This is a genomic window from Marinobacter sp. B-12 (assembly GCF_056857915.1).
Map to the genome: position 1 here is coordinate 1 of NZ_JBSXOB010000048.1, position 13,609 is coordinate 13,609.

Genomic DNA, 13,609 nt, shown 5'->3' on the forward strand with positions numbered 1-13,609 from the left:
GCTCTGGTTGTGAAAGAGCGTGCAGGGTAGACTTTGACATGGCGTATCATCCCTCTGTTGGTTGTGATCTTGGTCGAGATCAACCAACAGGATACGCCACCCTTTCAACCTGCCTCCATACACCAGAAATCACCATAACTCCCGGCGAAAATGGCGGCAGTAATCGAAAACTTGATATTTGAATTGCGCATTTGATTTGCTCCAGTTAAAAACTCGCAAGGCATTAATGTGCACACGAGGCTTTATTGTAAGAATTAACGGAAATAATCTTGCCGCAATGGGCAAAAATTCGGATTAAGACTCAGGAGCGGTTTTCTGGAGGGGGTGTGATAAAGGCCAGGTAAGGGGCTTGGTAGCTGCCCTCAAGTGCACTGAATAGCGGCTGGGAACCGGCATCGATCAGGCCACTAAGGCCTGTTGGAAAAAGACCGATACTGACGCCACAGCTGTTCAGCCCGTTGGCCGTCGGACAGGCCGTGTCTGAACCTGTGAAACAACTAGCCACGTCATCATAAGCAGATCCGTTGGTTCTGGTTGCATCGGCGATCATGGAACCGCAGTCCATCATGGACGCATCAACCTGAACGTCGGCCATTTCGGAAACAGCCAACGCCGGAGCGCTTATCACCATTATGAGTGATAACAACAAGAAAAAAATCTGGCTTTTCGTTATGGTCATTTAATTTCGGTCACTAAGTTATCAATCTCCAACACTGTGACACAACCTTCGCCACATCGTTCACCAGATCCTAGCAGTTTTTTATGCCAATGCCATTACTTTCTGGAAATTCAAAGTCGCGTAGTAAGGTCGATCCGTTTTTTTCACAAAACACTTGACCTTAAACTTTACTTCAACGTTATCTTTTTGAAATCGCTAGTTGTAGAGCTTTTCTCCGCTCCAGCGGTGAACGTAAGTGACGGAGAACGGTTCTGGGAAATGAGGGAATTATAATGAGTTGCTGTAACAAAACGAACTGCGACGAAAAGAGTAAGACGGTTCCGGATACCGGCTCACGAGGACTTATGGGGTTGCTGACAGGGCCACGGCGCTGGTGGGTGTTAGGTGCCATCGGTGTCACCGCCGGACTGATTTTTGGCTGGGATAAGCTTGTGCTGCTTGGGGTCGCGCCTATATTGATCTTCCTCCTGCCATGTCTGATCATGTGCGGTATGGGGTTGTGCATGAGCAAATGCAAAGACAAGAAAGGCTCGGTGGCCGCAGTTGAACAGGCGAGCGTGGCTGGTGATGTCCAGTCGGCAGCTTCTCAGTCCAAGGTCTCGGGTGCTTCACACTCGACGAAAGCATTCCGACAATGAATGTGCGCTACGAGGTATATCGTGGCGTTTAGCCTTGCACCTGAAAATAGCGCATCATTCCTGCATCTTCATGTTCCATGTTATGACAGTGGTAGATGTAAAGGCCGTCAAAGCGCTCGAACTTCATCGTCACCTGAACCGTTTCACGAGGCATAACCAAAACCGTGTCGTGCCAGCCACTGTCTACCAGGCCGTGCTGTAAGCTATCCCATCTGCCGCCTCGTCGCCCTACAACGTTGAACTGCAAGCCGTGAACGTGCATGGGGTGGGGCATTGGTGTGTTGTTTCGGAATTCCCAGATTTCCGTGTCTCCCAAGCGGACTTTTTCGCCATCTGCAACCGTGGTTCCGGCAAAGCGCCGACCATTGATGGCAAAACCCCGCATCATCGCGTGGCTTAACTCAAACTGCCTGACCGGTGTGGCATCGGTAACGGGTATTTTCTTGCGTGCCCGGGCAAGCTCCGCGGGCAGCGGCTCGATGGTGTTGGTTGAGTCGGTCACCTCCAGTGTCATCAGGGTGAAACGACTGCCGGCGGGCAGGGTGGCGTTACCCATCATCCCCATGCCCCCCATCATTCCGTCATTCATCATGCCGCCGCTCATCATTCCAGCTTCATAACTGTCGCTTACAAGCTTCAATGTGCTACCGGGTCGGGAATCGGAAAGATCTACCCAGATATCAAGCCGTTGCGCCGGAGCCAGAACCGCATAGGGTTTGTTTTCCGGTTGTTGAAGGAGGCCACCATCGGCTCCGATAACCGTGATGGATCGCCCGTCACTCCAGGCCAGCTTGTAAATGCGGGCATTGGAACCATTGAGAATTCGAAGTCGGTATGGGCGGGTGGCAACTTTGCGGGTGGTTGGGGGAGTTCCATTGACCAATATCCGATCTCCCAGAAAACCGCGCATGCGATCCATCATGGCACCCATGCCACCGTCGAGGTATACCAGTTCGTTGGCGCCCTCGAAGGTCCGATCCTGGAGCACCAATAACAGTTCATTATTACCGGCCGGCAGTCGTAGCCCCAACTCTTCGTCGTCTTCAACGATCAGGAGTCCAGCAAGCCCCGCGTAACTCTGGAACCCCACGCGCCCGCCCTGGTCGCCGTGAGCATGGGAGTGGTACCAGAACAGTCCGGCGCGGTCCAACACCTCGAAGCCAACGGTCATCATTTCGCCAGGGCGGATCGGCAGCCTAGGTTGGCCGTCTACGTCGGACGGCACATGAAGCCCGTGCCAATGCACAGTAGTGTCTTCCGGGAGCTCATTGTGAATATGGATTTTTACTGTCTGGCCTCGGCGCAGCCGAATCGTTGGCCCCAGGTAGCTGTCTGGGTTTTCGGAGATAGTGCCTTCCGGTCCTTTGAGTAATTCCGCCCTGTAGCGCCACACCTCACTGGGCGTGCCTGGAAGTATGGACAAAGAGTCGGGTGTTGCATAAAGATTCAGTTCAACATCGTATTCTTCGGAATCAAGGCCGAGTGTTCCCAATTCAGTCGCACTTACCCCGCCATCACAGCCTGTAAGCAGAAATCCCGGCGACAGCGTGAGAAGAAATCCGGTGCCTGCCATGGCCTGAAGGACTGTGCGCCGGTGGACTCTTTTCCGGCTCATCACTTGTTCCTCAGGTATTTGATCAGCGCCAGAATCGCGAGTATCAGAAGCACAGCCAGAAGAATCATGATAACCATCATGAATATCCCCATACCGCCCATGCCCTGCATCATGCCCTCTCCCATGCGCCCGGGCCCCTCAGCAAGAGCGAAGATTGGCAGGACAAGCCCTATCATTAAAATAAACAGCTTCTCAAAAACCTTCATCGCAGTGTCTCCGGGCTCTTCGCCGTTCATGTAATAAAAAGCGTGTCGAATGAGTCTTGAGCATCTGTTTGGATTTTGCAATAACGAGTCGTTCAAAAATCCCTTGACCTTAAAGTTCACTTCAAGGTTATGGTAACTAACAGTTATTGATGACTCAGCTTAAGGTGAATAAATGAAAACGTTCAATATCGGCGAACTCTCTGCCCAAAGCGGCGTGGCCAGTCATGCGATTCGCTTTTACGAGCGAGAAAATCTCATGCCTGAGCCTGCGCGAACCCAATCCAATTATCGCCGTTACCCCGAGGATGCGATTGCCAGGCTGCAGTTCATCATCCATGCCAAACAATGGGGTTTCACTCTTGATGAGATTCGTGAACTCCTGATGCTTCAGGATGCCAATGGTGACCGTGCAGAGGCCAAGCGCATCGCGAGCGAGCAACTGGAGAAAATCCGACACCAGATCCAGAACCTTTCCCGTATCGAGGCAGTCCTGTCACAAACTCTGGAGAAATGCTCGGGGGAAGGCCCGATGGAGGGTTGTCCTATTGTCGAAGCCATCGCCGAAAAGGGGTGACGCTGCGGTTTGCTGGCGAGATAAATTTGTGAGAAGCGCGCTGGATCAGCCACGCGGAGGAGCAGGATCGGGATGCAAAAAATAGAGATTGGTATTGAAGGAATGTCCTGCGCGTCGTGCGTAGGTCGCATTGAACGGGCTCTCACGACTCAGCTCGGTGTCTCGGCAGCCCAGGTCAACCTGGCCACTGAAAAAGCTACTGTGGAATTTGATCAGCCCGCCACTCCGGCTACCCTGGTCGACTCAATTGAGAATGCCGGTTATCAGCCACGGGTACAGTCCGCGGAAATTCCCGTTACCGGCATGACCTGCGGCTCCTGTGTGTCTCGGATTGAGCAGGCATTGAACAAGCAGCCCGGTATGGTCAAGGCCAGTGTCAATCTGACCACCGGGAAAGCCTTTGTGGAGTTCCTGTCGGACACCCTGTCGCTGCCGCGAATCCATCAGGCCATCCGGGACGCTGGCTATGAACCTCAGGAACCGGATACCAGCACTCAAGCGGAAGAGCAGGACAAGGAGGGCAATGACCTTCGCCGGAAAGTGATCTTTGCTGCGGCATTGACCATCCCGGTGGTTCTTATTGCGATGGGCAAGATGATTCCTGCTCTTGAGGCTATCTACGCCAATGTCTTGTCTCATCGGGGCTGGATGGCTATTGAATGGCTACTGACCACGCCGGTGCTGTTTTACGCCGGGTCGCGGTTTTTCCGGTCCGGCTACGCTGAGCTGCGCCATGCCAACCCAGGCATGAACAGCCTGGTCATGATCGGCTCCAGCGCCGCCTATTTCTACTCCGTTGCAGCATTATTGGTTCCCGGATTTTTCCCCGCCGGCACCGCCGAGAGTTATTTCGAGGCGGCGGCGGTGATCGTGACGCTCATTTTGCTGGGGCGCTACTTCGAGCACATCGCCAAAGGCCGGACGTCGGAGGCGATCAAAAAGCTTCTGCAACTGCAGGCCAAGACCGCCCGTGTCATTCGGAACGGGGAAGCCGTCGAGGTTCCGATTGAAGCGGTAGTGCCTGGTGACCGTATCCAGGTCCGTCCGGGCGAACGCGTTCCTGTTGATGGCGTGGTGGAAGAGGGTCAGTCCTACGTGGACGAGTCCATGATCAGCGGCGAGCCGGTACCGGTCGCCAAGCAGCAAGACGCCGAACTGGTGGGTGGAACCATCAACAAGAATGGTTCACTGACGTTTCGGGCTACCCGGGTGGGCGCGGACACCGTTCTTGCACAGATCATTAGCATGGTGGAATCGGCCCAGGCCGATAAGCCCCCGATTCAGGAGCTGGCTGACAGGATTGCCGGGGTTTTCGTACCTGTTGTGATCCTGCTTGCGATCCTGACGTTCATCACCTGGTTTAGCTTCGGGCCTGCTCCGGCACTGTCCTTTGCTTTCGTCACAACGGTCAGTGTGCTGCTGATCGCCTGTCCCTGCGCGATGGGGCTGGCCACGCCGACGGCCATTATGGTCGGAACCGGCAAGGGCGCCGAAATGGGCGTGCTGTTCCGCAAAGGGGCGGCGCTTGAGACGCTGGCTCGAATGGACACCATCGTCCTTGACAAGACCGGCACCCTGACCCGGGGACGGCCCGAGCTGACAGATTTCATCGGGGTGGAAGGCCGTGAGGATGAGGTGTTGGCCTGGGTCGCGGCTGTGGAAACCGAGAGCGAACATCCCATTGGGGAAGCCATCGTCAAGGGTGCCAGGGATCGGGGGCTCACGTTGCCAGCGGTCAGTGATTTCCAGGCAGAGCCAGGCTACGGGATCCAGGCTCAAGTGGCCGGGCACCGGATCAATGTGGGCGCGGACCGTTATATGCGCCGCCTCGGTATCGATTTGGCCAGCGTGGCCGACAACGCGGTGTCACTCGCTGAAGAGGCAAAAAGCCCGCTTTATGTTGCCGTCGACGGCCGCCTCGCCGCGCTGATTGCAGTGGCCGATCCGCTCAAGGATGGTTCGTTGGAGGCGATTGCTGTGCTTAAGGCCGCAGGGCTGAGTGTGGCCATGCTCACCGGTGACAATCGCGCTACCGCCGGGGCCATCGCGCGGCAGGCGGGTATTGAACGGGTGCTTGCGGAGGTATTGCCGGACCAGAAAGCGGCAGAAGTAAAGCGTCTGCAGGAAGACGGCGCACGGGTCGCTTTCGTCGGTGACGGCATCAACGATGCCCCGGCATTGGCCCAGGCCGATGTGGGTATTGCCATCGGCACGGGTACTGACATTGCGATCGAGGCAGGCGACGTGGTTCTGATGCGCGGCGACCTTCGGGGAATTGTGGATGCCGCCGCGCTCTCCCGGCGTACCCGCAAAACGATCCTCGGCAATTTCGTCTGGGCTTATGGGTATAACCTGGCACTTATTCCGGTGGCTGCGGGCGTTCTTTTCCCGTTTACCGGCTATCTGCTCAACCCCATGCTGGCCGCCGGTGCAATGAGCCTGTCCAGCGTATTTGTGGTGACCAACTCGCTCCGGTTGGGTCGGTTTAAACCCGCTAGCGGACAAACCGTGGCCAGCGACATGAACGACGGCAGTGCCGTACAGGCAAGCGCCTCATGAGAGAGCCAATACACAGAACCAGGAGATTGACATGATGACAAGTGAGGCATGCATGTTTGGAATGGCGGGAATGGGGTTGATATCCCTTTTGCTCATCGTCGCCCTTGTGCTTGGCGTCGCCGCCCTTGCCAAGTACCTGCTTTCCAGAAACAAAGATGAATCTGGAAGCGCGAGAAAGAACACCAGAGGGGATTATGAACACCACTCTGGAGCCTAAAATCCATCGGGATCCCACGGAAAGTAATGGAGAACGACTGAACGCAACAGCAAAAGTTGCCGGGGTTCTGCTTCTGTTGGTTGTTCTGGCCGCAACCTACTGGGTCATGCTGGAGACGGGAGCATTGGCCACAGTGACCAACAAAGTTGCGTTGCGGGAATGGATCGATCAACTGGGGTACTGGGGGCCGGTGGGCATCATCGGCTTGATGATCATGGCCATCGTCCTGAGCCCGATTCCCAGCGCCCCGATCGCCATGGTTGCCGGTGCGGTCTATGGTTCTCTCTGGGGGACGGTGATTGTGGTTGTCGGTGCCGAGGCTGGCGCATTGATCGCTTTTACCATTGCTCGGTCCCTGGGGTACGACGTTATCCATCGCTGGAGTCGGGTGCGCCCGATGTTGAGTTGGTTGGGTAAGGAGCGCTCCCAAAGTGCGTTGATGCTGGCCATTTTTGCGTCACGAATGGTGCCCTTCATCTCTTTCGATGCAGTCAGCTATGCAGCAGGCCTGACGCCCCTCGCGCTCTGGCGTTTCGTCGTCGCAACGCTGGCCGGAGTTATTCCGACGGCCTATTTGATTACAGCATTTGGCGGATTGCTCATGGCATCCGAGTCAGGGCTGATGACGATCATGCTGATTCTCGTCAGCGGCATTACCCTGTTGCCGGTTGTAGCGAAGCTGTTTTTTTCTCGACGCAGTGTGCTTAAGAGAGCGCTCGAACAATAACATTTGGAGGAACTTATCTGCGCATGTCCAGTCTCAATTGGCCGACGGACTATTGTGGATAGACGACGGTGAGTCGTTTCTGCCTGCTTGGCGACGCCCACTGATGTGGGTTATGGTACCGAAGTATGTTTTACACGTTAAAGGCATTTTATTCAGCTGTTCTCTAATCGGGATATCGACGCGATGAAGAAGCGGTTTTTGGGACTGGCAGCAATGCTGCTCGTAGCTTCTTTCCTTGTTTCACAGGGAGCGGCTGCGACCTCTTTTGAGGTGGAGCCCATGGCTGAGGCTTGTGTTCTTTTGCCGGATGCCCGGGCGATGCCTGACTGCGCCATGCTTCAGGCTCAGGGTAGCTGTAGCAGCACATGTATTTCTTCCCATGTCGCCAGATCTGTCATTCCGGATTTGCCAGTGTTATCGTCCTCTCCTTTTCCCAGGGGCTATTCTTCTCATTCCGGCCGTGTACTTTCAGGGCCAGACCCTTTTCCTCCCAAGTATTCAGCAACTTCCTGAACCTTTGATCGCCTGGGGTTCCCGCGTCGAGCAACTGTCGTTCGACCTTGAGCGGTATACCACCACGTAGTCAGTCACTCCTGGCGGTTTTACTGCCTGATGAATACCTAAAAATGGGAACGTACTTGTGATGTCACTCTTTTTGGAGCACTCCGTGTGGCGCATGACCATGCTCTGCCGTAAGTTTTCGATAGCACTTTTTTTAAGTCTATTTGCAGCTCTGGCGTCTGCGGCACCGACGATGGATCCAGGAGTCAAGGCGCTCCAGGAAAAAGTCGGTTTTACGGTGATCGAACGCTTCTCCACGCCAGCCGAGGGCGTTACCGGTTATGTCGTAAAGGCTGGGGACGGAAAAACCGGAATCGTCTATGGCCTCGGTGACTACGTTCTTTCCGGCGCGCTTCTGGAGAGCAACGGCAATGACCTGACCCGCGAATACGCTGCACGTTATATAGCGAATCCGGCCTACGCATCAGTTGCCGAGCAGCTTGCTCAGGATAGCCATCTGGTGAGCGAGGGCGGTGAGGGTGCTCCCGAGATCTACGTATTCGCAGATCCAAATTGCATTTTCTGCCACAAATTCTGGCAGCAGACCCGGAGCTGGGTAGCGGAGGGGAAAGTCAGGTTGCACTGGGTCATGGTTGGTTTTCTAAAGCCCTCCAGCCGGGGCTTCTCCGCCGCTATCATGGATGCAGAGGACCGGGCCGGCGCGCTGCAGGCATTTGAAGATAATTTCGGCAACAACGGTAATGGTAGCGGAATTTCTGAACTCACCCCCATCCCGGCGAACCTTGAGGCCGCGCTCGAACAACACAATCAGTGGATGGCCGAGTTGGGTTTCAGCGGAACGCCAGGGTTACTGTTCAGGGACACGAACGGCCAATGGCGAGGCCAGACCGGTGTGCCCAAGCTGGAAGCGCTCGGTAGGATGCTGGGGATCGCTGAGTAATGGATCAGTTTCCCTCATTAATTATCGCCGGCCAGATCATGATGGCGGTTATGGCAGGTTTGCTGCTGAACCTGACGCCCTGCGTGCTGCCCGCGATTCCCATCAAGGTCCGGACCATCCTGCGGGAGGCGGGCAGCCAGCGGTCACATCGCGTGCTCGCTGCACTGGCGTTCAGCGCCGGCACACTCACCTTTTTCCTGACGCTGGGTGGCCTGACCGCGCTGCTGCAGTGGAATTGGGGCACGTTATTCCAGTCGACGGTATTCGTGGCCGTCCTGGTTGCGTTGATGGTCGGCTTTGCGGTGGTCACCTGGCTGGATCTGCCTATCCCGGTCCCTGCGTTTGCCGCCTCGGCCCATGGCCGGCGTTACTTTGAGGCATACGTCTCAGGGCTGTTGAGCGCGGTTCTGGCCGCACCCTGTGCAGGGCCTTTCCTGGGTGGCGTTCTGGCTTTTGCCGTCACTCAGCCAGCGCCGGTGATCATGGGGATATTCGGCAGTATCGGGCTCGGGCTGTCATTACCCTACGCGGTACTGATGCTTAAGCCTGAGTGGCTGAGTCGGTTGCCGAAGGCGGGGCCCTGGACCCTCGCTATTCGTGAAGTGCTCGCGCTGGTTTTGCTGGCCGCGGCCGTCTTTTTCAGCGCGAGCCTGGTGCCCAAAGCGGTTTACCCATGGCTATGGTGGGCCTGGCTGGCACTGGTCCTATTATGGGGTATCCGCCGATTCATCCAGGGTAACGGCGCCGTGCGTGTGATCGCAGCTACGGCAGCAGGCCTTGCCCTTGCGGTGGCTGTGGTATTTGCCTCCCCGTTGGGGAACAGTGAGGGCGAACTTGTCTGGCAACCTTACTCACCAAAACTCCTGACAGACACAAAAGCCCGTGGCGCTCCTTATTTGCTGGAGTTCACCGCAGACTGGTGCATCAACTGCAAAGTGCTGGAGCGCACGGTGTACAAGGAGCCCGCTGTGGCCTCTGCCGTGCGGCGCGCCAACATGGTACCGATTCAGGTCGACGTGACAGCGAGTGACCCTGAGAAGGACGCATTGTTAACCGCGACGGGTGGGCAGGCCTTACCTTTTGCGGCGGTGATTGACGGCGACGGTACTGTTATCGCCCGTTTCACGGGGCTCTTTGACACCGACAGCCTGGTTGAGGCGATCAACCGCACCGGAAACTCACAACTTTAGATACTGGAGATCAAATATGGTGACCCGACCCAAGGCATGGCTGGCTGGCATAGCAGTTTTACTGATCGTAATCGCAGCCGCATTCGTGTTGATCGATAACAATACCGGAAATACCGCCAGCACTACCCAGACTGCACCGGCCAGTTCTGAAGGCCCGGCACCAGGTGCCAGAACCGGGTTGGCGGACTCTTCCGACAAGGTGCGCCTGAAAATTGTTGGCGAGAATAAAGCACTGATTGGTGATACCGGAGAAATTGTTCTGGCACTGGACATTGACCCCGGCTGGCATGTGAACGCCAACCCGGCCTCCATGGAGTTCCTGATTCCCACGGTCGCGAGTTCCGCGGTTAATGGCCAGTCGCTCGACATTCCGATTCAGTATCCACGTGGCCGGGTCAGTGACATTACCCTTGATGATACCGCCCTGGAGGTTTACGACGACGACGCGAGCATTCGGCTACTGCCCGACGAAACGCATACGGCTATCTTGAAAGAAGCCGGCAAGCTCGAAATGACAGTGCGGGTACAGGCCTGCAGTGACGAAGGCGTTTGCCTGGCACCGGCTGACCTGCCCCTTACCCTGAATCTGGACGATACCAACACACAATGACCCCAAGATTTTCCTTCCAAAAAGGAATTAAACGGAGAACCACTGTGAACCGCATAATAAGAGTATTCCTGATTTCCATGGTCGCCCTGGGGAGCCTCAAGGCTTATGCCCACTCCATGGAGGATGTCGAAGCGTCGTTAAATGAAAAAGAGCGGTATGCCCAGTTTGTCGATCAACCGGCCCCTCCGTTCGACCTGACCGGCACCGACGGCAAGACCCTCTCCCTGGCGGACTTAAACGGTAAAACCGTCGTGCTCAATTTTCTCTACACGCGTTGCACTGAGGCCTGCCCTTTGCACATGAACCTGATCCGGCAGTTGCAGACCGGGGTTGAAGAAGAAGGGCTAAGCGAAGAGGTGGTCTTCATCACCATCGCCACCGATCGCGAAGACGTCGCCGGGACCCGGAAGAACATGCGTGCCTACGGCGAAAACTTTGATCTCAACCCCGGCAATTGGCACTTTCTCTACCGGGCAAAGAACGAATCACCTGGGTTGACGTCGGAACTCGCTAAGGCCTATGGCGTTCAATTCACGGACACGGGTGACGGAGTCCAGGTACATGGTGTAGTCACTCATGTGATTGATCCACAGGGACAGATGCGTGCCCGCTTTCACGGCCTGAAATTCGAGCCTCAGCATCTGGTGACCTATCTTAAGGCCATCGCCATAGGCCCCAATGCCGCAGCCGATGATGGGTTCTGGAGCCGGCTGCATGGGCGTATCGAAGGCCTGATGCAGGGTGAGTAGTCTCTGTGGGCAGCAACGAGGCAAGAGGCAGACAACCGTGAACAGGAGCAACTGTCAATGTGGCAGCAACCTACACCTGTAGCCCGGGTACTGGCTGCAATGCTCGTTTTTGCTATTTCATTTGCCCCTGCTGTTTCGACGGCGGGGGACGTTCCAGAATCGGTCGGCCCACAGGGATTTCTGACCTGGGAAACAGCCCGGAATCTGCCCGAACTGGCATTCGAAGACGAAAAGGGCAAACCTTTAACGCTGGCAGATTTTCACGGCACAGTGGTGTTGCTCAACATCTGGGCGACCTGGTGCGCACCCTGCCGCGAGGAAATGCCGACACTGGACTCACTCCAGGCTCAACTGGGGGGCGAGCGATTCGAAGTGGTTGCTCTGTCGATTGACCATGCAGGCATCGGTGTTGTTGAAGAATTCTACCGGGAAACGGGTATACAACACCTTCGTAAGTATATTGATCCGTCCACACTGGCTACCTCAACCCTTGGCATAGAAGGCGTCCCTACGACCTTGCTGATTGATCATAAAGGTCGTGAAATTGGCCGTCTGGTCGGTGCCACGGATTGGGACAGCCCGACCATGGTGGATTTTATTAGCCGTGCCATCGCCAGGGTTCCGGACTGACTGCGGCCCGCGCGTTTGGAATAGCGGGTATCTGGTAGAGTGCACCCGAGCATCAGAATGAGACAAACTGACATATTGTCAGATTACTGCTGATGCGTGCTGCTCGCGTTGATTCCTGCAAGAACCCCGCACGCCTCAACTTCCCGGTCATCGTTGCAACTTGCTCTCAGTGAAACGAGTTGTTTCTCAAGCGCCTGCAGAGCGGTTATCTGCGACCGCACATGAGAGATATGATCGTCAAGCAAGGCGTTGACGGCAGTACAAGGCTGATGAGGGTTGTCCTGATAGCTCTGTAGTTCGTGAATTTCAGCCAATGACAGGTCCAGGATCCTGCAGCGACGGATGAAAGCCAGCCATTCACAATGCTTCTCGGTATAGGCGCGGTAACCGTTTGCCTGCCGATCAGGCGGCGGCAACAAGCCCTGCTGTTCATAGAAACGGATCGTCTGGGTATCGACCCCTACTGACCGAGCCAACTGTCCAATGCGCATCAGGTTCCTCCTCAACGGATTCTTTCGGCTTTATTGACCTTATAGTGACTATATGGTTTTAAATCATCACTCAATAATACTCAAGTGGAGTCGTATCATGAGCAAATCCTCTGAAGACGTCTGCGGCTGCGATGCAACGTCCCAAGCAGATACCGATAGGGGGAACTCCTCCGAAGCATCGGGAAGTTGGGTCAGCGTTTATGCCGTGCCGAAGATGGACTGTCCGTCAGAAGAACGAATGATTCGCCTGGCCCTGAATGGCTTTGATGAGATTCGGGCGCTGTCTTTCGATCTGTCGAACCGCCGGTTGAAGGTCGTGCACGATGGAGAGGCTGATCCTTTCACTGCGCAACTGACGACCCTGGGGCTGGGCGCCTCGCTTCAAAAAACCGTCGCTGCTGATCCGGAGACCATCAAGGCCGCTGAATCCTCCGTAGCCTCTGCTACCCAGGAGTCCGCCACCCTGAGGTGGTTGCTCGGCATCAATGCAGCCCTGTTCGTAGTGGAAATGACAGCCGGTCTGATCGCTCAGTCTACCGGCCTGATTGGTGAGTCCCTCGATAATTTTGCCGATGCGGCAGTCTACGGGCTCGCCCTTTATGCCGTTGGGCATGGCGTGAAAATGCAGGTACGCGCCGCGCATCTTGCGGGGGTACTCCAGCTGATTCTGGCTGTTGGCGTGCTCGCAGAGGTGGTGAGACGCTTCGTCTTCGGTAGTGAGCCGGAATCGATGGTGATGATGCTTATCGCATTCGTCGCACTGATTGCCAATACCACTTGTTTGCTGCTGATATCCAAACATCGAGAGGGTGGGGCGCACATGAAGGCAAGCTGGATATTCTCGGCCAATGACGTGGTGATCAACCTGGGCGTCATCACTGCTGGCGCCTTGGTCGCGTGGACCGGCTCCAATTATCCGGATCTGATTATCGGTACCATCGCGGGGGTTGTCGTGCTTAACGGAGCCAGACGCATTCTGGCCCTCAAGGGTTAGGCAACGTCCATGATTGGCAAATACCTCTCGCCGTATGCCCTGTTGTCCATCTCCGGCCTGATAGTCGCGTCTGACCAGGTTGTAAAATGGCTGGTCCAGCTATCAATGGCATATGGCGAGTCGGTTTCGGTGACACCATTCTTTTACTGGGTGCAGGTATGGAACACAGGTGCCGCATTCAGTCTTTTGCCAATAAAGAACTTATTGAATCGATTCCGTGGGATTGGAACAATCGCTCGTTAAGCCGCTTCCTTTTAACTCTTTATGA

General features: G+C 55.6%; 16 protein-coding genes and 1 pseudogene. 13 read left to right on the top strand and 4 right to left on the bottom strand.

The window, feature by feature from the left end; translation table 11 throughout:
• The coding region (locus tag AC13D2_RS08505) for a hypothetical protein (protein WP_482938470.1) at positions 1-182 on the top strand (182 nt) is incomplete at its 5' end.
• 119 nt (positions 183-301) lie between these two features.
• On the opposite strand, the gene AC13D2_RS08510 is transcribed toward AC13D2_RS08505, so the two are convergent.
• Positions 302-679: a hypothetical protein gene (locus tag AC13D2_RS08510; RefSeq protein ID WP_482938471.1), complete on the bottom strand. Its 378-nt coding sequence runs from the start codon at positions 677-679 to the stop codon at positions 302-304.
• A gap of 344 nt (positions 680-1,023) precedes the next feature.
• On the opposite strand from AC13D2_RS08510, the gene AC13D2_RS08515 reads away from it, so the two are divergent.
• Positions 1,024-1,317, top strand: coding sequence for a hypothetical protein (locus AC13D2_RS08515; protein WP_292048831.1), 294 nt, complete (start codon positions 1,024-1,026; stop codon positions 1,315-1,317).
• Between the two features lie 28 nt (positions 1,318-1,345).
• Here AC13D2_RS08515 and AC13D2_RS08520 read toward each other — a convergent pair whose 3' ends face one another.
• Positions 1,346-2,932, bottom strand: a complete 1,587-nt coding sequence (locus AC13D2_RS08520) for a multicopper oxidase family protein (RefSeq protein ID WP_292048830.1) — start codon at positions 2,930-2,932, stop codon at positions 1,346-1,348.
• Positions 2,932-3,138 (bottom strand): hypothetical protein, encoded by a 207-nt coding sequence (locus tag AC13D2_RS08525; RefSeq protein ID WP_292048829.1) that lies wholly within the window; start codon positions 3,136-3,138, stop codon positions 2,932-2,934. The genes AC13D2_RS08520 and AC13D2_RS08525 overlap by 1 nt, the downstream gene beginning before the upstream one ends.
• A 172-nt stretch (positions 3,139-3,310) precedes the next feature.
• Between AC13D2_RS08525 and AC13D2_RS08530 the strand changes: the two genes are divergently transcribed.
• The 9 genes from AC13D2_RS08530 to AC13D2_RS08570 all read left to right on the top strand — a co-directional run bounded on the left by AC13D2_RS08530 (position 3,311) and on the right by AC13D2_RS08570 (position 11,856).
• Positions 3,311-3,712 carry a heavy metal-responsive transcriptional regulator gene (locus AC13D2_RS08530; protein WP_292048828.1) on the top strand — a complete coding sequence of 134 codons (402 nt, stop codon included), beginning with the start codon at positions 3,311-3,313 and terminating at the stop codon, positions 3,710-3,712.
• Between the two features lie 72 nt (positions 3,713-3,784).
• A complete protein-coding gene (locus AC13D2_RS08535; protein ID WP_482938472.1) occupies positions 3,785-6,271 on the top strand; it encodes a heavy metal translocating P-type ATPase in 2,487 nt (828 codons plus the stop codon).
• A gap of 31 nt (positions 6,272-6,302) precedes the next feature.
• Positions 6,303-6,488, top strand: coding sequence for a hypothetical protein (locus tag AC13D2_RS08540; protein ID WP_292048826.1), 186 nt, complete (start codon positions 6,303-6,305; stop codon positions 6,486-6,488).
• Positions 6,466-7,215: a TVP38/TMEM64 family protein gene (locus AC13D2_RS08545; protein ID WP_292048825.1), complete on the top strand. Its 750-nt coding sequence runs from the start codon at positions 6,466-6,468 to the stop codon at positions 7,213-7,215. The genes AC13D2_RS08540 and AC13D2_RS08545 overlap by 23 nt, the downstream gene beginning before the upstream one ends.
• A 676-nt stretch (positions 7,216-7,891) precedes the next feature.
• Entirely contained in the window at positions 7,892-8,677 is a 786-nt protein-coding gene (gene dsbG / locus AC13D2_RS08550) for a thiol:disulfide interchange protein DsbG (RefSeq protein WP_292048842.1), read from the top strand.
• Positions 8,677-9,867 (top strand): protein-disulfide reductase DsbD family protein, encoded by a 1,191-nt coding sequence (locus tag AC13D2_RS08555; RefSeq protein WP_292048824.1) that lies wholly within the window; start codon positions 8,677-8,679, stop codon positions 9,865-9,867. Before dsbG ends, AC13D2_RS08555 begins: the two co-directional genes overlap by 1 nt.
• Before the next feature lie 16 nt (positions 9,868-9,883).
• Positions 9,884-10,477: a protein-disulfide reductase DsbD domain-containing protein gene (locus tag AC13D2_RS08560; RefSeq protein WP_292048822.1), complete on the top strand. Its 594-nt coding sequence runs from the start codon at positions 9,884-9,886 to the stop codon at positions 10,475-10,477.
• 44 nt (positions 10,478-10,521) lie between these two features.
• Complete coding sequence (locus tag AC13D2_RS08565) at positions 10,522-11,226, top strand: SCO family protein (RefSeq protein WP_292048821.1); 705 nt, start codon at positions 10,522-10,524, stop codon at positions 11,224-11,226.
• Between the two features lie 57 nt (positions 11,227-11,283).
• Positions 11,284-11,856 carry a TlpA family protein disulfide reductase gene (locus AC13D2_RS08570; protein ID WP_292048820.1) on the top strand — a complete coding sequence of 191 codons (573 nt, stop codon included), beginning with the start codon at positions 11,284-11,286 and terminating at the stop codon, positions 11,854-11,856.
• An 83-nt stretch (positions 11,857-11,939) separates the two neighbouring features.
• On the opposite strand, the gene cadR is transcribed toward AC13D2_RS08570, so the two are convergent.
• Positions 11,940-12,347: a Cd(II)/Pb(II)-responsive transcriptional regulator gene (gene cadR, locus AC13D2_RS08575; protein WP_292048818.1), complete on the bottom strand. Its 408-nt coding sequence runs from the start codon at positions 12,345-12,347 to the stop codon at positions 11,940-11,942.
• Positions 12,348-12,444: 97 nt separating this feature from the next.
• Between cadR and AC13D2_RS08580 the strand changes: the two genes are divergently transcribed.
• Positions 12,445-13,341, top strand: coding sequence for a cation efflux transmembrane domain-containing protein (locus AC13D2_RS08580; RefSeq protein ID WP_292048817.1), 897 nt, complete (start codon positions 12,445-12,447; stop codon positions 13,339-13,341).
• 9 nt (positions 13,342-13,350) lie between these two features.
• Positions 13,351-13,527 (top strand): annotated as a pseudogene (locus AC13D2_RS08585) (signal peptidase II); the annotation flags it as partial.
• Positions 13,528-13,609: the final 82 nt, after the last annotated feature.